Source organism: Wenyingzhuangia sp. IMCC45467 (genome assembly GCF_054111205.1).
Window position 1 is genome coordinate 98,745 of sequence record NZ_CM134196.1, and the last position, 23,000, is coordinate 121,744.

Consider the following 23,000-nt stretch of genomic DNA (forward strand, 5'->3'; position numbering starts at 1 on the left):
CTTTTATTAAATATAATATTTTATTATGGCTAAAATTAAATTAGAGTACATCTGGTTAGATGGATACTATCCAACTCAAAACTTAAGAAGTAAAACTAAAGTTGAAGAGCACGAAAACTTTCAAGGAACTTTAGAAGAATTAGGAGATTGGTCTTTTGATGGTTCATCTACATTACAAGCAGAAGGTGGTTCTTCTGACTGTATTTTAAAGCCAGTAGCAATTTATCCAGATCCTGCAAGAATTAACGGATGGTTAGTAATGACTGAAGTTTACAACGCTGATGGAACTCCACACGAGTCTAACGGACGTGCTACTATTGATGATGATAATGATGATTTCTGGTTTGGATTTGAGCAAGAATACTTTATCATGGATACTGAAACTGAATTACCATTAGGATTCCCAAGAGGAGGATACCCTAAGCCACAAGGTATGTACTACTGTTCAGTTGGAGGTAGAAACACTCATGGACGTGATTTAGTTGAAGAGCATGCAGATTTGTGTATTGAAGCTGGATTAAACTTTGAGGGAATTAACCAAGAGGTTGCTTCAGGTCAATGGGAATTCCAATTATTTGCTAAAGGAGCTAAAAAAGCTGGTGATGAAATTTGGGTTGCTAGATATTTATTAGACCGTTTAACTGAAGGTCGTGGAATGTACATTGAGTACCACCCAAAACCATTAGGAAAAGATATGGACTGGAATGGTTCTGGAATGCACGCTAACTTCTCTAACTCTGTGTTAAGAGAGTGTGGTTCTAAAGAAAAGTATGCTGAAATTTGTGAGGCTTTCCGTCCTTATGTAAAAGAGCATATTGAAGTTTATGGAGAATTTAACGACCAACGTTTAACTGGTAAGCATGAAACTGCTGCTATTACAGATTTCTCTTGGGGAGTTTCTGATAGAGGAGCTTCTATCCGTATTCCAATTATCGCTGTAGAAAAAGGATACAAAGGATGGTTAGAAGACCGTCGTCCTGCTTCAAACGGAGATCCATACAAAATTGCTGCTCGTATTATTAAAACAGTTAAAACTGTTGCTTAATTATAGCATTACAATATTTTTTTAAAGCCCTGCATTTTGCAGGGCTTTTTTTATGTTTAATAATTACCAGAATTGTTAATTCCAGTGGGTAGAGTTATAGCGTTAATATTGTTATTAAAAATTCCTCCGTTGTTTGCATTAAAGTCTGATGCAACTACAGGGGTTCCTATTTTAATTCTTCCGTTAGGAAGTTCATTATTGGCTATTCTAATTGAATATTCAGAAAATGTAGTATCGCTTGTGTTTCTCCAATATCCAATTCCATGATAGATATCATCGTCTGAACTTGCAACATTAATTGTGTTATCTTCAATAATTACATTATTTAAAAAAGGATTTGCAGGGCTGTTACTGTAAACATATAGCAGAATTCCTGAGGTGTTCATGGTGTTGTTTGTAATGTTTAGGTTTTGTCCGTTACGAGCTTTTATTGCCCCACCAGAAGAGTTTGCAGGCCATCCAGAAATAGTATTGTTAGAAATGGTTAAAACATTAAAACTATGTGCATAAATACCGTGATCGGTTTCGTTTAGGTTTACCCAAGAACTATTTCTGTTGATAATATTTCCGTCAATAAGAGTATTGTTACTATTATCGTTAATGGCACAAACAAAATATCCTGTTGTTCCACCATCTCCAAAAGTATTATTTAATATTTTGGTATTCTCACAGTTAGAGGTATATATTCCTCTTCCGCTTTTACCACTTCTACGTTTAAAAACATTTCCTATAGTTAGTATATCTGTACAATTTACAAAGTTTAAATAAGCATCTGCAGTATAGGTTTTATCAGTTCCTGTTTTTCTTATACCGTAATCAAATATGCAATATCTAAATTTTGTGTTGTTAGCATTCTGTATATTAAAACGTATGTTTCGGAATTGTATACCATAAAAATCAACATCATTATTATTCCAGGTCCAGTATTGTTGTAACATTTCAGAAGGAGATGAGGTTTGAGCATCAAAAATAGGTGTGGTAGCGTTTTTTTTATGAACGCTAATACCATTTTTAAAATTTAATTTACCGGTTATATAATAAGTTCCTTCTTCAATTTTTACAACATCACCACTAACCATAGAGTCTAATACTGTGTTTATTTGTGCAAAAGACATTCCTGCTGTAATATTATAAGTATTTCCTGTAGTGGCCAATGCAGTAGTTGGAATAGAACTATTGTTATGAGTTTCTTTATCTAATACTATCTCTGATTCTAAAGAGGTTGAGGCACAAGACCAAATACAAAATAAGATTGAGAGTGTAAAAAAGTAAATAAAATTTGATTTTTTCATGATAATTAGTTTTTAATTAATTATCACAATTTATCTGATTTACTTGATGTTAAAGGTGTTTATAATGATCAAAATTAAAGGGGATATTGTTCTTTTTAGGGGTTTATTAAACTTAAACCAGATAGTTCTGGGTTTAATGCATGTATTTTTTATTAACTGTTAGCATTGCTATTACACAGAAGACGAAAAGTTGGCTTCTGTTTTTTGAGGTGTCAAAATTACTAAAATATTAAAAAAAGATAATGGATTTAGACTTCTAATCCATAGATGAATCTTGTACTATAACCAGTAAAATTATTAAAAAAACAAGAATTCTATAAAACTGTTTTAAAACATATAATTGCGATTTTAACTCCATGCTTTTGAAGTCTGAATCCATGTAAATAGCTTTTATCAAAACTAATTTTACTTCAACCAAATAACCGTGTTATCATAGTATTATGAAATAATTAATGTTTGGTATTATTTAATTATTAACTAAATAAATTAAAAATGGAAAAACTTAAACTATTATTAATGGCCTTTGTATTGTGTTTGTCATCAACATTATGGTCGCAAAACAAAGTAACTGGAGTAGTGTCTGATACTTATGACATGCCAATTCCGGGAGCCAATGTTATTATCAAGGGAACATCAAAAGGAACGATAACAGATTTTGATGGAAATTATGAGTTAAATATAGCTAAGGGTGATGTTTTAGAAATGTCTTATATAGGATACAAAACAAAAGAAATTACCTACAATGGGGAACCTATATTAAACGTAAGGTTAGAAGAAACAAATACTCAGTTAGATGAAGTAATTATTGTTGGTTATGGTACAGTTAAACGTAAAGATGTTACAGGGTCTGTTGCCTCAATGAATTCTGAAGCCTTAGAAAAAACCAATAAAGTAGATGCAGTATCGGCATTACAAGGACAAGCACCTGGGGTTGTTATTCAAAGAACAGATAACAAACCAGGATCAGGAGGTTTTAATATTAGAATTCGTGGAGCAAGTACTATTAATTCAAATGACAGTAATGGATTTAATCCAGGCCAAAACCCGTTGTTTATTGTTGATGGAATTTTTGTTGAGGATATTTCTTTTTTAAATCCTGCTGATATTGAAAGAATGGATGTTTTAAAAGATGCATCAGCAACAGCAATCTATGGTTCTAGAGGTAGTAATGGGGTGGTTTTAATAGAAACCAAAAAAGGAAAAACAGGAAAACTTAAGATAAATTATAGCAATTATGTTGGAATAAAACAAGCATATCATTTGCCTCCAATGTTTAATTCAAAGCAATATGTACAATTTGTAAAAGATGCAGCAGTTGGAAATGAATTTTCTAAAACAAATGGAGATCTTACTTATAGAAGTGATGATGTTGTTTTATCTGATTATTTTGATACACAAGAACTACAAAATATAGCTGATGGGGTAGATACAGATTGGATAGATCTTATTCTTAATAATGGATTTCAAACCAATCATACTATTAATTTAACAGGAGGTACAGAACAAACTAATTATGCATTAGGACTGGCTTATACCTCAGACGAAGGAACCGTAAAAGGAGAAGAATATGAAAGGTATAATATAAGAGGTACTATAAGCAGTGATCTTACAAAATGGTTAAACATTAGCAGTAATAGTTATGTTACTGTAGCTACACAAAATGCAGGAAGTTCTGAAGCTTTAAGAAGTGCTTATAGATTAAAACCAATAGGAAGTCCTTATAATGAAGATGGAACATTAAGATTTTTTCCAATAGCTAAAGAAACACAAATATCTAACCCTTTATTTGAGGCAGATAATATTACTAAAGAAACAAAGTATTTACAATATTTAGGAAACTTTGCTTTAAAACTTACACCAATTCAAGGGTTAACTGTTACCTCTAAATTTTCCCCAAACATTAAATATTCTAGATATGGAGAATACCGTGCGTTGTATTCAAAAGCTGTAAATGCAAATCCAGCAAACAGGAGAGCTCAAGTAGACAATAGCAATTATTTTTCATATGCATGGGATAATATTTTTAATTACAAACTAGAAAAAGGTATTCATGCTTTAGATATCACAGCAGTTTTTTCAAGGTTTATGGAACAAACAGAAATGTTCTCTACTCAAGTAAGAAACTTTACCACAGATGATTATTTGTTTTATAATCAAGGAGCAGGTTTAAATATAAATAATGTATCAAGTTCTTTTTCTAAGCAAACATTAGAATCTTATACAGGAAGAGTTAATTATAGTTTAATGGATAAATATTTATTAACGCTTACGGGTAGGTATGATGGAGCTTCAATTTTATCAGATAAAAACAAATGGGCATTTTTTCCATCTGTAGCCTTGGCTTGGAAAATGGAAGAAGAAGAATTCATGAAATCTCAAGACATTTTAACAAGCTCTAAACTTAGATTAAGCTACGGGCAAACAGGAAATAATGGTCAAGGAGGTGGTTTACAACCTTTAGCATCACAGTCTTTATTAGGGTCTAGTGCAACAAACATAAATGATTCTGCTCTGTCAACAGCATATATTACAGGTTTAGCAAATGAAAATTTAACTTGGGAAAGAACAACAGAGTTAAACGTTGGTTTTGATTTTGGATTTTTAAACAACAGAATTAACGGTTCTATAGATGTTTACAATAGAAAAAACACAGATATTATTTTTTACTTACCTCTACAATTAGTAACAGGATACGAAGGTACATATAAAAATATAGGAGAATCTTCAAACAAGGGGGTAGAAATAGGTTTAAATACTACCAATATTAATAGCGGAGGTTTTAAATGGACTACAAACTTAAATTTTGCCTCTAATAAAAACACTTTAGATAAGTTATATGATGGAGTAAACCAAATCACATTTAATGTGAGTGGAACCAACCTTATTCATAAAGTAGGAGAATCTATAGGATCTATTTATGATTATGAGTTTGATGGAATTTGGCAACTTGATGAAGAAGCAGAAGCAGCATCATACGGGCAACGTCCTGGACAAGTAAAGGTAAAAGACCTTAATAATGATGGACAAATTACTCCAGATGATAGAAAAGTAATAGGACAAGTAACTCCTAAGTGGACAGGAGGAATTACCAATACCTTTGATTATAAGGATTTTGATTTTTCTTTTATGGTAAATATCAGTCAAGGAAATAAAATCATGAGTAATTTTCATAACACCATGTATGCTTATGATGAGGAACCGTCTCAGGCTTTTAATGGGTATAATGTAGATTATTGGACACCAACAAATCCAACTAACACTTGGTATCAACCAGGAAATGGTGGAGCCTATCAATCAGCTATAAAATACAAGGATATATCTTTTGTAAAAATAGGATACATGACTTTAGGGTATTCAATTCCTTCAAAATTGTTAGAAAAGTTTAAAATAGGAAGTTTAAGATTTTATACCACAGTACAAAACCCTTTCATTTTTACCGATTATGATGGTTGGGATCCCGAGAATGCTGGAAGAAACCAATGGGGGGCAGCATTTATGTCTCGTACCTATATGGCAGGACTTAATTTAAACTTTTAATCATTAATTAAAATTTAAAAAAATGAAATATTTTAATAAAACAATATTCGCAATTCTTCTTGCAACAGGTGCTTTAAGTTCAAGTTGTGAGAGTTATTTAGAAGAAGAAAACCATACAGCAGTATCTTTAGAATCTGCAAATAAAAGTTCAGAAATTTTTGATCAATTATTAGGATCTGTATATGAGAGAGCTAGAGAAACTACTACTTATTACCAACCCGAAATGTTGTATACATTAGAGGACTTAGGTACAGACATTGTTACTAGAAATTCAATTCTTTCAGGAACAAGTGCTGTAAATGATTATGTTAATTTTAATTCAACAGTTGCAGATGTTGAAGTGTATTGGGGAAATCAATACGAAGTAATAGCAGCAGCCAATTTAACCATTGATAATGCTGAAAATGTTGAAGGACTTAATGAAACAACAAAAACAATAGGTATTGGAGCAGCTAAATTCTTTAGAGCCTTATGTTATTTTAATCTGGTTGAAAATTTTGGAGGAGTACCATTGGTTGTAAATCAAGTAACTCCAGCCGATGCAGAAAAAAAATATACTAGAGACTCAGAAGAAGATGTATATGCACAGATATTATTAGATTTAGAAGAATCATTAAATGCAGTAGAAGAAACACCTGCAGATTATGGAATTATATCAAAAGATGCTGTAAGACATTTAACATCAAAAGTTTTGTTAACCAGAGCGTATAAGTCTTTTGCTGCTCCAACCGATTTTACCGATGCAGCAGACTTGGCAGAGATAGTAATTGCAAATCACGATTTGGTACCCACATTTGATGAACTTACAGCAATTAGTAACCAACGTAATTCAGAAGTCATTTTTTCATATTTGTTTGGCGGTGATGTTATTAGTAGAGGTTGGGGGAATTCAAGACATCAAATGTATAAGTTTGATTACTTTAATTATCCAGGAATGACTAGAGGTAACAAAGGTCTTAATTCTGCATTAACTCCATTTTTTTACTCTTTATTTTCTGAAGAGGATGAAAGAGCAGAAGCCACGTATAGAAGAGCTATATATGCTGAGGTAGATTATGTAAAAAATATAAATGGAACAGATGTAACTGTTACAGCAGGAGATACAGCTATTTATTTTCCTAAAACAGCATGGTCTCAAGCCGCTATAGATGCTGCCAGATATAAAGTAATTAATCCAGGAACCTATTTTCAAAATGATGGTGTAACCTCTGTACATTATCCTATGTTTAAAAAGTTTGATGATCCAACTACTCCATTTGCATATACCGATCAAGAATCAGCAGGACAAAGAGATATGGTAATGATGAGAAGTGGGGAGGCATATTTAATAGCTGCCGAAGCATATTTAGGAGCATCTGATCCTGTAACAGCTGCAGCACGTTTAACCACAATACGATCTAGAGCAGGTTTAATAACTCCAGTACTTTCAACAGAGGTAACCCTCGATTTTATTTTAGATGAAAGAGCAAGAGAATTGGTAGGTGAGGTAAATAGATGGATGGATTTAAAAAGAACAGGTAAATTGATAGAAAGAACATTGGAACATAACCCTCATGCAAAGTTTAACAATGCTTTAAATGAAAAGAATTTGTTAAGACCAATCCCTCAAGTAGAAATAGATAATTCTGGCGGAAATATCAATCAAAATCCAATATAAAGAAATGTTTAATTTGAGTTTTATCTAGTTTAAGTTTTGTTAAGTAAGCAGACTTTTATTTTTAAAGTCTGCTTTTTAAACTTAAATGAATATCAACGTATTTAAACTCATCTTATGCAGCACATAAAATCATTAAAGAAATTAGTTTAGTTCATATTTTTTTTATTCTCCTCATTCATTTTTAATAGCCCAATTAATGTCTGGGGAGATTTTAATTTATATGGAATTTGTTTTATGATTTCTAAAAGTACTCATGCTTAGTTTTATTAAAAATTAGGTTAATTATTAAGAGAAAAACATGAATAAAAGATTTAAAAAAATTGTTTGGTTAATTTATATGACTCTAATATTAGTAGGTTGTCATCATAAAACAGTCAAAGAAAAAAATCCCTCCGAATCATTAATCAGTCGAGTTCTACCAGAATATTCAGATTATTTTGAGGTAGAGGTTGATAATTTATTAGGGAATGATTGGTTTGAAATTGTATCTAAAGGAGATAAAATATTGTTGCGTGGAAACAATGGCGTTTCTGTAGCCTCAGCTTTGTATTATTATTTAAAAGAATATGCCCATTGTCAAATCACATGGAATGGAACGAATTTAAATTTGCCAGGTACTTTACCAAAAGTACCTACCCTAATTCATAAAAAGACCCCATATGAATATCGTTATTATTTAAATTACTGCACGTTTAATTACACTATGAGTTGGTGGGATTGGGAGCGATGGGAAAAAGAGATTGATTGGATGGCTTTGCATGGAATCAACATGCCTTTGGCTATAACGGGCGAAGAATCTATCTGGGATGAGGTTTATAAATCCTATGGATTTACAGATGAAGATTTGAGTAGTTTTTACAGTGGACCTGCATATTTTTCATGGTTATGGATGGGGAATTTAGACGGTTGGGAAGGCCCTTTAACCCAGCATTGGAAAGACAGCCATAGAGAATTACAAAAAAAGATTTTACAAAGAGAGCGTGAGCTAGGAATGAAAACGGTTTTACCGGCTTTTACCGGTCATGTACCCGCTTCTTTTAAAAAGTTTTTTCCAGAGGCTAAGTTGAAACAAACCAACTGGGGAAATGATTTTGAAGATACCTATATATTAGATGCCAATGACCCTTTGTTTGCTGAAATCGGTAAGAAGTTTTTAGAAACTCAAGAACGTATTTATGGAACCGACCATTTATATTCAGCCGATACGTTTAATGAAAACACACCACCTTCAGACGATCCTACTTATTTAAGCAATTTAAGTAGCAAAGTTTATGAAGGAATGAAATCAGCGGATGCAGCAGCTGTTTGGGTGATGCAAGGATGGTTGTTTTATAGCCATAGAGAATTTTGGAAAGCTCCCCAAATTAAAGGATTGTTAGCCCCAGTACCCGATGATAAGATGATTATTCTAGACTTGGCAAGTGAAATAGAACCTATTTGGAAGAGGACAGAATCTTTTTACGGAAAACAATGGATTTGGAACATGTTACACAGTTTTGGTGGCAATATCAGTATGTTTGGAAGAATAGAAACCGTAGCAAATGAACCAGCCATAGCCTTAAAAGATCCAAATTCAGGAAAGTTAAAAGGAATAGGCTTGACCATGGAATCAATAGAACAAAACCCTGTTTTATACGAATTGATGACCGACAATACCTGGCGAGATACCCCTATTGATTTAAAACAATGGTTAAAGAAATATACCACCAACAGATACGGACAAGAAAACGAACAATTGATCAAAGCATGGGATGTTTTGGTAAAGACTGTTTACAACGGACAAACCATTCGTGATGGAGCAGAAAGTATTATTGTAGCCCGACCTACATTTGAAGGATATAGAAGATGGGCAAGAACCAAGTTAAATTATGCCCCAGCAGATTTATTACCCACATGGGATTTGTTTGTAAAGGCGATTCCACATCATCAACATTCAGATGGATTTGAATATGATTTGGTAGATGTTACCCGTCAAATACTAGCTAATTATGCTTTGCCCTTACAACAACAAATAACAGTTGCTTATCAAGAAAATAACAAAGAGTTATTTGATAAGTATAGTACCGAGTTCATCACTTTGATAGATGATATGGACAAACTATTAGCTACTAGAAAAGACTTTTTACTAGGACCATGGATAGCTGATGCCAGAGCATGGGGAGAGACAGAAGCAGAAAAAGCCTTGTATGAACAAAATGCTAAAGACTTGATTACGCTTTGGGGAGGAGCAGACAATAGACTACATGAATATAGCAACCGACAATGGAGTGGCTTGTTTAATGATTTTTACAAACCAAGATGGGAGCAATTCTTTGCAACAGTTAAACAAGATTGGAAACAATTTGATCAAGAAGCGTTTGATGAACAGATCAAGCAATGGGAATGGAATTGGGTAACGTCAAGAAAAGATTTTCCAATAGAAGCTGCTGGAAGTGCAAGTGAAGTAGTAAAAGAGCTACACACGAAGTATAGAGATATAATTGTTCCAATCACAGAAAAGATGAGTCCAATTAACTACAACTACTAACTATGAAAGAAGCGATACTAAAAAAAACAAATCGGTTTTTGTCTTTAGATGTTTTTAGAGGATTGACGATTTGTTTGATGATTGTGGTGAATACCCCAGGAACAGGAGCAGAGTTGTATCCCTATTTGGTACATGCCCATTGGTTTGGATTTACTTTGGCCGATTTGGTATTTCCATCGTTTTTATTTGCAATGGGAAATGCGATGAGTTTTTCGATGACCAAATTAAAAGATGCTCCCTCAGAAGTATTTTGGAAAAAAGTATTAAAACGAACGGTGATGATCTTTTTGCTAGGATACTTAATGTATTGGTTTCCTTTTTTTAGAGAAGGATCAGAAGGTTTAGAATTAAAACCTATTTCGGAAACACGAATTATGGGCGTTTTACAACGTATTGCCTTGTGTTATTTTGTTAGTTCTTTACTTTTTTACTATTTAAAAGAAAAAACAGTTTTAATCATCAGTGCTATTGTATTGATAGCATATTGGGAGATTTTGTATTTGTTTGGAACTACGGGATCAGAATTAGAAATGGCTAGCAATGCAATTACCCGCTTAGATTTAACCATTTTAGGAGAAGGACATATTTACAAAAGAGATAGCATTCCGTTTGATCCAGAAGGGATATTAAGTACGCTACCTTCAGTGGTGAATGTGATAGGAGGATATTTGGCTGGAAAGTTTATTCAACAAAAGGGGAAGAGTTTTGAAGGAATATCAAAATTATTAATTGCAGGATTTTTATTATCAGCTTTGGCATTGTGGTGGGATTTGATTTTCCCGATGAGTAAAAAGTTATGGACCAGTCCATTTGTATTATATACGGTAGGAATAGATTTATCGGTAATGGCAATATTGATTTACTTTATAGAGCTAAAAAACACAAGAAAAGGAACAGAATTTTTTAATGTTTTTGGAAAGAACCCAATGTTTATTTATTTGTTTTCAGAATTGTTTTATATCACTTTACGAATGATTCCAACAAGTTCAGGCTTAGATGTTTTTGAGTGGGTGAGTGAGAAGGTTTTTCAAAGAATTTTTCCAGGAAGTTTTGGATCGTTTGTAACAGCCATTGTTTTTATGTTGGTTTGCTGGTCTATAGGTTGGTATTTAGATAAAAAACGTATTTATATTAAAATATAAAGTATTGAAACAAGAGAGTTTTATAGGTTTATTATAAAATAAGCTGTGTATAATCATTTTATAAGCCATGAAATAGACAGATTAAAAAATGATGCTTTGGTGTAAATTAGTAGTTGGTTAATTTGAAATGAAATGTTTTTATGATTAAAAAAACAATCTTTATCTTTTTCTTAATTTCTAGTTTTATGTTATGTGCTCAAAGTTTAAAATTTGAGCATTATAATAGTAAAGATGGGTTGTCTCACAATTCCGTTAGGCATATTATACAAGACAAGCATGGTTTTTTATGGTTAGGAACTTTTTCAGGATTGAACCGTTTTGACGGCTATGAGTTTAAATCGTATTTAAGTACCTCTAGTGAAAAAAATAAGATTAATAACGATGATATAACCGTTTTAGAGTATGATGAATCTAATAATAACTTATGGATTGGTACCAGGAATGGACTTTCTTTGTTAGATTTAAATATTCAAAAATTCACTACTTTTTTACCAGAAAAAGATAAATCTAATAGTCTTTTTGATGAAGAGATTAGAGCTATATATATAGACAATTTTAAGAGAGTTTGGGTAGGAACCAAAAAGGAAGGTGTTTTTATTTTTTACCCAAAAGAGAATAAGTTTTTAAAAGTTGATATTCCTGATTATTATTACGTAAAAGAAATTTTAGAAGATAAAAATGGAAATATATGGATTGGTAGTTATGAAACTGGAGGAGTGGCAAAAATAACTTTAGATAAAAAGGGAAATATTTTAAATGTTCTAAAGTATACATTGTCTATACCTAATTCAACTAAAAAAAATCCTTATATCAATTTTATATATCAAGATTTTAAATCAGATATTTTTGTAGGTACAAGAGAAGGACTTTATAAGTTAGATAATAACTTAAATGCATTTAAACTAATTGAAATTGAAAATAAAGCTTTAAAAGAAAAAATAGGAAATTATTTTTTATCTGTAGCGAGAAGTCCAAATGGAAAATATTGGATAGGTACCCTTTCTGGACTTCTTGTATGTAATCAATTTGAGGATTTAACACAAGGTAACTTTCAATGGCATTACTCGGTTTTAACAGAAAGTACATCTTTGGCAGACAACCTAATTTCTGCACTTTATTTTGATCCTTCAGGAGTTTTATGGATTGGAACTGAAGACGGTTTAGATAAGTATGATCCTTATGAAAATCAAATCCATTTAAATAAAGATGTATCTCTTTACACAGAAAATCAAATCCCTAAGAATAGAGGGTTTGCTCAAACGTTTAATAACCATCTTGTTTTAGCCACACTTCACCACGGGCTTTTTATAAAAAAAGAACACAGTTTTAAGCCTTTAGTTGATTTTAAGGAAGACATTTCCAGCATATATACTCTTGATGGAAAAATATTTTTATGTGGTTTATGGAATGGAAAGTTATTGGTGTATGATTATGTACATAATACCTCAAAAATTTTAAATATAGGTTTTGTTAATTCTGCTATTTCTTCTTTTTTAGAATATAATGAAGATACATTATTGATTGGTTCTTTTGGAGAAGGAATTGTATTTTTAGACAAAGAAACTTTATCTATAAAGCTATCTAATCAAAAAATATTTTCTAATTACGAAATAAACGAGATTAAAAAGTCGGGAGAATATATTTGGATTGCTGCCGAAGAAGGTATAATTAAATACAACTTAACAAATAAATCAACTAATATATACAGGTATAATATCAATCATGTAAATGGTCTCCCTCAAGATAATTTAAGTGATGTTTTAATTGATTTTGATAATAATGTTTGGGCGGCTACACGTGCTGGTTTAGCAAAATACATAGTTAAAAAAGATAAATTTGAGCTTGTTTTAGAGCCTAATGAATTAAATGGTAAGTGGATTACAGATATGTCTTTAGGTAAAGATGGTTCTTTATGGTTAAATATTAATAATAATACTTTAGCAAAGTACAATGCCAATAATAAAACGGTAAATATTTATCATGTAAAAACAGGAACTAGGTTAGATGTTTTTAGCTCTACAGGTTTTTATAATTTTAATAATTCCAAAATATTTATAGGCGGTAAATATGGTGTTGTTTCTTTTTCACCTAATACTATTATGGGGAATAAGTATGCTCCAAACCCTATGATTACAGAGTTTAAAGTACAGAATAAAGAAGTACTACCTGGTGTAAAAATTAATGGTCAAACTCCGTTTACAAAAGATATTAATTTTAATAAAAAGGTTGTTTTAGATTATAATAATAGAAATTTTTCAATTCAATTTTCAACTCCCTCGTACACTAATGAAAGATTGAATAAATTTCAATATAAGTTAGAAGGTTTTGATGAGGATTGGATAGAAACCAACAGTAGCTCAAGAACCGTTCAATACACCAATTTGTTTTCAAAAGATTATGTGTTTAAAATAAGATCTAGCAATAGTGATGGGGTGTGGAGTAATATTTCATCTTATGATATTAAAATACTTCCATCATTTTGGTTAACCTATAAAGGTTTGTTTTTAATAGCGTTACTCTTATTTATTTTAGGTTTCTTTTTAAGAAGGCAAATAAAGTTAAAACAAGAACTATTATACGAGAAAGTAAAAAGAGAGAGAGAAGAAAAATTAAATAACGAAAAATTACGTTTTTTTACTAATATTTCACACGAGTTAAGAACACCACTAACATTAATATTAGGTCCTGTTAAACAATTATTAGAGTACGATGATAAAAATAATTATGCAAAAAGTAGGGCTACATTAATCAATTTAAACGCAAATAGACTGTTGAGATTGGTCAATCAAATTTTAGAGTTTAGAAAAGCAGAAACAGGTCAGTTAAAATTAAAAGTATCAAAAATAAAACTTAGCAAAGTCACCAAAAAAATATTTGATTCGTTTTTAATATATGCCGAATCTAAAAACATATACTTTAATTTAAATATTGAAGATGAGGAGGTAGAGTGTTGGATGGATGTAGACAAATATGATAAAATTTTATTCAACCTTCTTTCCAATGCAATGAAGTTTACAAACAACAAAGGGCATGTAGAGTTGTTTATTGGTTTTAAAGGAACACAAAATAAAAAGTTAATTATTGAGGTAAGTGATGATGGTATTGGAATACCCAAAGAAAGTTTAGATAAAATATTTTCAAGATTTTATCAAGCTAAAAACAGTAAAGACAATACCACGGGAACAGGAATAGGTTTGTCTTTTGTAAAAGCTTTGGTTGATATTCACAAAGGAAGCATTAGTGTAAAAAGTACTCCTGAGCTAGGAAGTATTTTTACTGTAGAAATACCAGTATCAAGAAAAGCTTATTTAGATTCAGAAATATTAGATTCTGTAGATGAAATAGAAAAATCAACCTCTACAGCACCAATTCATCAAATAGAAGAACATGTACATAATTCAGAAACTAAACACACACACAATAATACCGATATAAAGCATAAAATAGTAGTTATTGATGACAACACGGAGCTTAGAAAATATGTAGTTGAATATCTATCGGGGTTTTATAAAGTTTACGAAGCTGAAAATGGTAAAAAAGGATTAGAATTATGTAAAAAAATAAAACCTGTATTGTGTATTGCAGATGTAATGATGCCTGTAATGGATGGTTTTCAGTTTGTGGAAGAACTAAAAGCTGATGAGAGTATTAGTAACACAGCTGTTATTTTATTAACAGCATTAGCCGAAAACGAAAATAGGATTAGAGGGTATAAAATTGGAGTAGATGGTTATTTGGTAAAACCATTTGATCCATCAGTACTTAAATCACGAATAGATAACATTATTAAAATTCATTTTGATTTAAAAAAGAAGTTCTCAGGAGATACAGAAAGTGATGTGATTACTTTGGCTCATTCTCAAATAGATGTAGATTTAATCTCCTCTATAAAAAATCTTGTAGAGGAAAACATGGGGAACTCGGAACTTACTTTAGGTTTTTTATGTGATGAATTGGCTATGAGTTCTTCTAAATTATATAGAAAGATAACACAACTTACAGATTTATCACCAAGTGAATTTATAAGAACAATCAGGTTAAAAAAATCTGCAGAATTATTAAAAACAAAAAAGTATAATGTATCAGAGGTTGCTAATATGGTTGGTTTTAACGATCCGTTATATTTTAGTAGGTGTTTTAAAAAGCAATTTGGAATTGCCCCAAGCATGTTAATAAAATAGATTTGTTATTTTAATTAAGATAAAAGTATGTAGATCAATACTGTTAAAAACACCAGTATTGAACCAGCTATATTTACTTTAGACCAAGATTTTTCTTCCGTTCCTTTATTCATTTCAGGATGCTCTTCTGTTAAAGGAAATAATTTAGAAACCAAAAACATAATAATAAAGTTTAGCACAAACTCAATTCCCCATAAATGCACAAAATGAATATCTAACTGAAGAACAAAGGTGGTAAGGATATAAAATACAAATCCAAAAAACAAACCAGCTTTGGCTCCTTTGGTGTTAATTTGCTTAAAAAAGATACCTGTAATAATAATAGAAGATATAGGAATAAAAAACACTCCGTTTAATTGTTGTAATAATTGATACAAACCTTCTGGAGCATAAGCAACCATAGGAGCTACAGCAATGGCAATAATAGCCAGTACAACAGAAGATATTTTTCCGTATTTCACCAAATTACTATCCGATACGTTTTTATTGATGTTTTTCTTATAAATATCTAAACAGAAAATGGTGCTTGCAGAATTTAAAACACTGTTAAAAGTACTTAGTACAGCTCCTAAAATAACAGCAGCAAAAAATCCATATAAATAAGTAGGCAATACTTTTTTTACCAAAAGAGGATAAATTAAATCTGGAGTATCATAGTACTTGTCTTGAAAATAATAATAAGAAATTAATCCAGGAAGTACAATAATAATAGGAACAAACAATTTTAAAACTCCTGTATAAATTAATCCTTTTTGAGCTTCTACTAAATTTTTAGCTCCAAAAGCTCTTTGTACAATGGCTTGGTTCATTCCCCAAAAATAAAGTTGGTTAATCATTAGTCCAGTAAATAGAACAGAAAAAGGAAGAACTGAATCGGGTTTACCAATAATGTCAAACTTATCAGGAGCAAAATTATAAACGGTGGTTAATCCACTAAAAAAATCTCCATCTCCAATTTGAAACAATGCAATGGTAGGAATTAACAATCCTCCTAACATCAACCCTACACCATTTAAAGAATCAGAATAAGCTACAGCTTTTAATCCACCAAAAATGGCATATAAAGAACCAATAATTCCGATAACTAAAACAGTATAGATTAAGGATTCTTCTTTACTAATGTTGAACATTACAGAAAAATCGAAAACACTTTCAATATTAATAGCTCCGGAGTATAAAACAATTGGTAAAAGAGTAATAACAAATGATGACATTAATAAAAAAGCTACAATGGATCTAATAGCACCATCAAATCTTTTTTCTAAAAATTCGGGAATGGTGGTCAGTCCCATTTTAATAAATTTTGGAATAAAGAATATGGCAGCAATTACTAAAGCAATGGCTGAAGTTACTTCCCAAGCAATAACAATAATTCCGTTTTTATAAGAACTACCATTCATACCAATTAAATGTTCTGTAGAAATATTGGTTAAAATCATAGATCCAGCAATAATAGGACCTGTTAAACTTTTACCAGCTAAAAAATAGCCTTTAGAGGTGGTGAATTTATCTTTTCTAAGTTTATAAGTTGTATAAAAAATAACAAATAAGGTAAATCCAAAAAAGCCTAAGTATGTAAATAGCATGGTAAAAGTTTTTAATTAAAAGGGGAGGTGATTAAAATTTTAAGGTATTGGGTAAATACTTAGCAACTAATTCTTCGTAATAAGGTTTTAAAGCTTTTGCATCTGGTTTTACAGGTGCTTTGGTGTACAAATCATATGGATTGAACTTTTTAACCCATTCAAACATTTCAATATCCTTTTCATTCATTAAATGTTTGTAATCTTCTTCTCTGTGTTGTGAATAGAAAGAATGATAACGAATCATATACAATGCAGGTTCTGGTAAGTAATCTTTTAGTATTTGATACAAATACTCATCATGTCCCCAACTCATTTTTACGTTTTCTAAACCACAATTAGGAGAGTAAATACCGTATTTAGTATTGTATCTTTCGTCTTTACTATCAGGGTTTTCTGCAAAGAATTCAGGGTATACAATTTTATCAGAAAACTTACATCCTACAGGAAAAGTGTCACCAACTACCGCCCATTGAGGTTCACCAAATAAACATAATACCTTGCCCATGTCGTGTAAAAAACCTGTTAATACAAACCAATCAGGATGTCCGTCGGCTCTAATAGCTTCAGAAGTTTGTAATAAATGTTGTAGTTGGTCTAAATCAATATCCGGATCACTATCATCTACCAAAGTGTTTAAAAAGTCAACAGCTTCCCATAAAGACATTTCTTTTTTATCAAACTTTAAAAACTCTTCCTCTTTTTTACATACAAAATCATAGGTCTGATTGATGTGATTGATTCTGTAAAACTCTTTTACTGTTTCTACTCTTTCAGAATCTACATAATTTCTAAACTCCTCTTTTTCTTTTTCTGGTGTTTCAGGATCAGGGTAACGTTCTATTAAATTTTCTTCCCAATCATCAATATTATCCATGGGATTATCTATGTTTTTATTGCTTGTGTTTGCCATTTGTATTAAAATTTAAAGGTTAAAATTAAGGTAGTGCCCAAAAAGGAATTATATCTTTATAAAGGACTACTTTACTAAATAATATTACTGTTGTTTATATAGTAAAAAACTGAAAACCAAATTAGTAATGTTGTTTGTTTTCTATATGGATATTTTATGCAAAAGCATGGATGAATTATTTTTTTAATAAGAATATGATAATTAAAAAGGCAATATGTTTTTGTTTTGCTAATTAATTATTCAGCTTGTTATGTTTTTTTCTTTTTTACATGTTTTTGAATAATATGTCCATTTGCGCAAAAGAGATATCTTCTAATTTTATCAAATGCTTACGGTAATAATCTATTTGTTAATTATAGTATAGCGTAAGTGTAAAACAATTATTAACTAAACAAAATAAAATGGAGAAACTTAAACTTTTAATGATAGCCGTAGTGCTATGTTTTTCATCAACTTTGTGGGCACAAAGTAAAGTATCTGGAGTTGTTACAGATGCTAATAACATTCCAGTTGCTGGAGCAAATGTTATTGTTAAGGGAACATCAAACGGAACAATTGCCGATTTTGACGGGAACTTTGAAATTATAGCAACTAATGGAGATGTGATTGCTGTTTCTTATATAGGATACACTACAAATGAAGTAACCTACAATGGACAACCAAAACTAATTGTAAAACTAGAGCAAAGTAATACTGAGCTAGATGAAGTTGTAATTGTAGGATACGGTACTGTTAAGAAAAAAGATTTAACAGGTTCGGTAGCTTCTATGGATTCTGAAGAACTAGCAAAAACAAATAAAGTAGATGCTGTTTCTGCTTTACAAGGTCAAGCTCCCGGGGTTGTTGTACAACGTACAGATAACAAACCAGGTGGTGGAGGATTTAATATCCGTATTCGTGGAGCAAGTACAATTAATAATAATGAAACTGCTGCTAATGGAGGATTTACTCCTGGTCAAAACCCATTGTTTATTGTAGATGGAATTTTTGTAGATGATATCTCTTTCTTAAATCCAGCTGATATTAACAGAATGGATATTTTAAAAGATGCATCTGCAACAGCTATTTATGGGTCTAGAGGTAGTAATGGGGTAGTACTTATTGAAACCAAAAGAGGTAAAAAAGGAAAATTAAAAATAGACTACAGCAATTATGTTGGGTTTAAACAAGCGTACAATTTACCGTCTGTTCAAGATGGTCCAGGTTATGTAGAATATTTAAAAGATGTTGCAGTAGGGAACCAGTATAGTTCTGGGAATTTAGCTTTTACAAGAAATGATGTGGTTTTGTCTAATTATTTAGATGCGGAAGAATTACAAAATGTAGCTGATGGTGTAAGTACTGACTGGGTAGATTTAGTTTTACAAAATGGTTTTCAAACCAATCATACTATTAATATGAGTGGTGGTACTGATAAAACAACTTACTCTGTTGGTATGGCATACACTAAAGATGAAGGGACTATTGGAGGAGAAGAGTTTAATCGTTATAATGTGAGAGCCAGTTTAAAAAGTGATTTAACTGATTGGTTAAATATTAGTGTAAGTAATTATGTAACTAACGCTATACAAGATACAGGAAGTTGGGAGGCTTTTAGGAGTGCATATAGGTTAAAACCAATAGGACGTCCATATAATGACGATGGTTCTTTACGCTTTTTTCCAATAAGTAAAGAAACACAAATTACCAATCCACTATTTGAAGAAGACAATATTACAAAAGAGACAAAATATTTACAATATATTGGAGATATTGCTTTAAAAGTAACACCAATTGAAGGGTTGAGTATTACTTCTAAGTTTTCTCCAAATATTAAATATTCAAGATATGGGGAATATAGAGGATTGTATTCTAAGAGTGTTAGTGCTAATGTTGCCAATAGAAGAGCTCAAGTAAACAATGGAAATTATTTTTCATACTCATGGGATAATATATTAAATTATCAATATGAAAGTGGAATTCATGCAATTAACTTTACAGGAGTGTTTTCAAGATTTTTACAGCGTTCTGAAAACTATTATACACAGGTTAGAAACTTTACTACAGATGAGTTTTCTTTTTACAATTTAGGAGCAGGACTTGATATTAGAGATGTTTCAAGTGATTTTTCTAAAACTACTTTAGAATCTTATACAGCGAGATTAAATTATAATTTAATGGACAAATACTTATTTACCTTAACAGGTAGATATGATGGAGCCTCAATTTTAGCAGAAGGAAATAAGTGGGCATTTTTCCCGTCAGCTGCTTTTGCTTGGAAAATTTCTGAAGAAGATTTTATGAAGTCACAAGAAGTTTTAACTAATGCAAAATTAAGATTAAGTTATGGTCAAACAGGTAACAATGGTCAAGGAGGAGGATTATCACCTTTAGGATCTCAATCTTTATTGGGGAGCAGTGCTACCAATATAGGAGATACAGCAGCTTCATCACTTTATGTAACTTCCTTAGCTAATAAAAATCTTAAATGGGAAAGAACTAGTGAAATAAACATAGGATTTGATTTTGGTTTTTTAAATAATAGAATCAATGGGTCTATAGATGTTTACAATAGAAAAAATACAGATATTATTTTTAGAACAGGTCTATCACCTCTAACAGGTTTTGATAATATTTTAGAAAATATAGGAGAATCTACCAACAGAGGTGTTGAAATAGGTTTAAACACTACTAATATTAATTCAGGAGATTTTAAATGGACGACCAACTTTAATTTTGCAGCTAATAAAAACACACTTGATAAGTTATATGGTGGTTTAGAAGAAATTAAATTTAATGTAGCAGGAACAGGTCTTATTCATAAAGTAGGGGAAACTATAGGAGCAGTTTACGATTATGAATATGATGGTATTTGGCAACTTGATGAAGAAACAGAAGCAGCCGTTTATAACCAAACTCCAGGACAGGTAAGAGTAAAAGATTTAAATAATGATGGGGTGATTGATGCTGATAATGATAGAAAAGTAATTGGACAAGTGTCTCCAAAATGGACAGGAGGTATTACCAATACTTTAAACTATAAAGATTTTGATTTTACATTTTTTGTAAACATTAGTCAAGGAAACAAAATGATGAGTAATTTCCACAGCAATTTATCATTCCCTTGGGATGGAGATCCTTCAAGATTGTTTAATGCTTATGATGTTGATTATTGGACACCTACAAATCCAACCAACGAATGGTATCAACCAGGTAACGGAGGAATTTATCAAGGAGCTATCAAATATAAAGATGTTTCTTTTGTTAAAGTAGGGTATATGACTCTTGGTTACACAGTACCTTCTACCATTCTAGATAAGCTTAAAATAAGCAACTTAAGAATTTATGCTACGGTTCAAAACCCATTTGTATTTACAGATTATGATGGTTGGGATCCTGAAAATGCAGGGAGAAATTCATGGGGGGCAGCGTTTATGTCACGTACCTTCATGACAGGGCTTAACTTAAGCTTTTAACTTATTGTTGAATTAAATCTTAGAAAAAATGAAAAAAAATAAATATAAAATATTAGCCTTGTTTTTAGCACTTGGGGTGTTAAGTACAAGTTGTGAAGAATACTTAGAAGAGGAAAATAATTCTTTTTTAAGTTTAGAAAATGCAGATGCAGATACTTTTAGCCAATTGGTAAATAGAACTTATGAAAGAGCAAGAGAAACCACTACGGTTTATACATCAGATCTGTACTATGCTTTAGAAGATTTAGGAACAGATATAGTTACTAGAGGAACTCCTGTAACAGGTGTAGATGAGATAAATGACTATGTAAACCTTACCTCGTTAAATTGGGCTGTTGGAGTGTATTGGAGCAATAAATACAGTATTATTACAGCTGCAAATGTGGTGATAAGTAATGCCGATGGAATAGATGATTTAACAGATGAAGCAAGAACAAAAGGAGTAGCACAAGCTAAGTTTTTTAGAGCCATGGCTTATTTTGATTTGGTTGAAAATTATGGAGGAGTTCCTTTGGTTTTAAACCAAATAACCACAGCTGAAAGAGATTTTGTAAGAGCAAGTGAAGAAGATGTGTATTTACAAATTGTACAAGATTTAGAAGATGCCTTGGCAGGTGTTGATGAAGCTCCAACTACATACGGTAGAGTATCAAAAGATGCGGTAAGACATTTATTGTCAAAAGTATTGTTAACAAGAGGGTACAAATCGTTTGCAGCAACTAATGATTTTACTGATGCAGCTGCTTATGCTGAAACAGTAATTGCAAATCATGATTTAGTAAGTTCTTTTGCAGATTTAGTGAGTATAGACAATCAACGTAATTCAGAAGTAGTGTTTTCTTATTTATTTGGAGGTAATTCTGTAAGTAGAGGATGGGGAAATTCAAGACATATGATGTATAAATTCAGGTTTTTTGATTACCCAGGCTTGTCTAGAACAGTAAAAGGTTTAGGACCTATGCCAACACCTTTTTATTATTCACTTTTTGAAGACGATGATGAAAGAGCAGAAGCTACTTTTGCTAGAGTACTTTATGCAACAGAAGATTATACAGCTACTGTTGGTGGAGCTACGGTAAATGTAATGGCTGGCGATACTGCAATGTATTTTCCTAAAACTGCATGGTCTCAATCAGCTATAGATGCTGTTCGTTACAAAGTAATAAACCCAGGAACTTATTTTACAAACGACGGTGTAACAACGGTTCATTATCCACAATTTAAAAAGTTTGATGATCCAACAGTTCCTTTTACTCAACCAGATCAATCTTCTCAAGGAGAAAGAGACATGGTAATGATGAGAAGTGGAGAAGCTTATTTAATTGCTGCCGAAGCTTATTTAGGAGCATCTAACACTATTGATGCAGCTGCTAGATTAACTACCCTAAGAGGACGAGCAGGTATTGTTACTCCAGTACTTCCAGCAGAGGTAACTATCGATTTTATTCTTGATGAAAGAGCAAGAGAATTAACAGGTGAAGTAAACAGATGGATGGATTTAAAAAGAACAGGGAAGTTAATAGAACGTACATTATTACATAACCCACATGCGGCACTTAATAATGCACTTAATACTAAGAATTTGTTAAGACCTATTCCTCAAAATGACATTGATAACACCAATGGTCTTGAACAAAATCCACAATAAATTAAGAAAATAAAGACTTT

11 protein-coding genes are annotated in these 23,000 nt (G+C 31.5%); 8 read left to right on the plus strand and 3 right to left on the minus strand.

What is annotated here, in order from left to right:
- Positions 1-25: 25 nt before the first annotated feature.
- Positions 26-1,045: a glutamine synthetase beta-grasp domain-containing protein gene (locus ACXGQT_RS00440; RefSeq protein WP_457829468.1), complete on the plus strand. Its 1,020-nt coding sequence runs from the start codon at positions 26-28 to the stop codon at positions 1,043-1,045.
- Positions 1,046-1,101: 56 nt separating this feature from the next.
- On the opposite strand, the gene ACXGQT_RS00445 is transcribed toward ACXGQT_RS00440, so the two are convergent.
- A complete protein-coding gene (locus ACXGQT_RS00445) occupies positions 1,102-2,337 on the minus strand; it encodes a right-handed parallel beta-helix repeat-containing protein (protein ID WP_457829469.1) in 1,236 nt (411 codons plus the stop codon).
- Between the two features lie 492 nt (positions 2,338-2,829).
- Here ACXGQT_RS00445 and ACXGQT_RS00450 point away from each other — a divergent pair, with 492 nt between their 5' ends.
- The 5 genes from ACXGQT_RS00450 to ACXGQT_RS00470 all read left to right on the plus strand — a co-directional run bounded on the left by ACXGQT_RS00450 (position 2,830) and on the right by ACXGQT_RS00470 (position 15,381).
- On the plus strand, positions 2,830-5,874 hold the full coding sequence (locus ACXGQT_RS00450) for a SusC/RagA family TonB-linked outer membrane protein (RefSeq protein ID WP_457829470.1): 3,045 nt from the start codon (positions 2,830-2,832) through the stop codon (positions 5,872-5,874).
- Positions 5,875-5,896: 22 nt separating this feature from the next.
- A complete protein-coding gene (locus ACXGQT_RS00455) occupies positions 5,897-7,531 on the plus strand; it encodes a RagB/SusD family nutrient uptake outer membrane protein (RefSeq protein ID WP_457829471.1) in 1,635 nt (544 codons plus the stop codon).
- Positions 7,532-7,829: 298 nt separating this feature from the next.
- The gene (locus tag ACXGQT_RS00460; protein WP_457829472.1) at positions 7,830-10,058 is read left to right on the plus strand and encodes an alpha-N-acetylglucosaminidase; all 2,229 of its coding nucleotides are present in this window, start codon (positions 7,830-7,832) and stop codon (positions 10,056-10,058) included.
- Positions 10,059-10,060: 2 nt separating this feature from the next.
- Positions 10,061-11,200: an acyltransferase family protein gene (locus tag ACXGQT_RS00465; protein WP_457829473.1), complete on the plus strand. Its 1,140-nt coding sequence runs from the start codon at positions 10,061-10,063 to the stop codon at positions 11,198-11,200.
- 140 nt (positions 11,201-11,340) lie between these two features.
- Positions 11,341-15,381, plus strand: a complete 4,041-nt coding sequence (locus tag ACXGQT_RS00470; RefSeq protein ID WP_457829474.1) for a hybrid sensor histidine kinase/response regulator transcription factor — start codon at positions 11,341-11,343, stop codon at positions 15,379-15,381.
- Between the two features lie 14 nt (positions 15,382-15,395).
- Here ACXGQT_RS00470 and ACXGQT_RS00475 read toward each other — a convergent pair whose 3' ends face one another.
- Positions 15,396-16,967 carry a solute:sodium symporter family transporter gene (locus ACXGQT_RS00475; RefSeq protein ID WP_457829475.1) on the minus strand — a complete coding sequence of 524 codons (1,572 nt, stop codon included), beginning with the start codon at positions 16,965-16,967 and terminating at the stop codon, positions 15,396-15,398.
- Positions 16,968-16,998: 31 nt separating this feature from the next.
- Positions 16,999-17,877, minus strand: coding sequence for an inositol oxygenase family protein (locus tag ACXGQT_RS00480; protein WP_457829476.1), 879 nt, complete (start codon positions 17,875-17,877; stop codon positions 16,999-17,001).
- Between the two features lie 401 nt (positions 17,878-18,278).
- Here ACXGQT_RS00480 and ACXGQT_RS00485 point away from each other — a divergent pair, with 401 nt between their 5' ends.
- A complete protein-coding gene (locus ACXGQT_RS00485) occupies positions 18,279-21,332 on the plus strand; it encodes a SusC/RagA family TonB-linked outer membrane protein (RefSeq protein ID WP_457829477.1) in 3,054 nt (1,017 codons plus the stop codon).
- Positions 21,333-21,360: 28 nt separating this feature from the next.
- Entirely contained in the window at positions 21,361-22,980 is a 1,620-nt protein-coding gene (locus ACXGQT_RS00490; RefSeq protein WP_457829478.1) for a RagB/SusD family nutrient uptake outer membrane protein, read from the plus strand.
- Positions 22,981-23,000: the final 20 nt, after the last annotated feature.

What these genes read in the sequence shown, in the direction of transcription:
- ACXGQT_RS00440 (WP_457829468.1), top strand. Translation starts at nt 26, where the DNA reads ATGGCTAAAATTAAATTAGAGTACATCTGGTTAGATGGATACTATCCA.
- ACXGQT_RS00445 (WP_457829469.1), bottom strand. Translation starts at nt 2,337, where the DNA reads ATGAAAAAATCAAATTTTATTTACTTTTTTACACTCTCAATCTTATTT.
- ACXGQT_RS00450 (WP_457829470.1), top strand. Translation starts at nt 2,830, where the DNA reads ATGGAAAAACTTAAACTATTATTAATGGCCTTTGTATTGTGTTTGTCA.
- ACXGQT_RS00455 (WP_457829471.1), top strand. Translation starts at nt 5,897, where the DNA reads ATGAAATATTTTAATAAAACAATATTCGCAATTCTTCTTGCAACAGGT.
- ACXGQT_RS00460 (WP_457829472.1), top strand. Translation starts at nt 7,830, where the DNA reads ATGAATAAAAGATTTAAAAAAATTGTTTGGTTAATTTATATGACTCTA.
- ACXGQT_RS00465 (WP_457829473.1), top strand. Translation starts at nt 10,061, where the DNA reads ATGAAAGAAGCGATACTAAAAAAAACAAATCGGTTTTTGTCTTTAGAT.
- ACXGQT_RS00470 (WP_457829474.1), top strand. Translation starts at nt 11,341, where the DNA reads ATGATTAAAAAAACAATCTTTATCTTTTTCTTAATTTCTAGTTTTATG.
- ACXGQT_RS00475 (WP_457829475.1), bottom strand. Translation starts at nt 16,967, where the DNA reads ATGCTATTTACATACTTAGGCTTTTTTGGATTTACCTTATTTGTTATT.
- ACXGQT_RS00480 (WP_457829476.1), bottom strand. Translation starts at nt 17,877, where the DNA reads ATGGCAAACACAAGCAATAAAAACATAGATAATCCCATGGATAATATT.
- ACXGQT_RS00485 (WP_457829477.1), top strand. Translation starts at nt 18,279, where the DNA reads ATGGAGAAACTTAAACTTTTAATGATAGCCGTAGTGCTATGTTTTTCA.
- ACXGQT_RS00490 (WP_457829478.1), top strand. Translation starts at nt 21,361, where the DNA reads ATGAAAAAAAATAAATATAAAATATTAGCCTTGTTTTTAGCACTTGGG.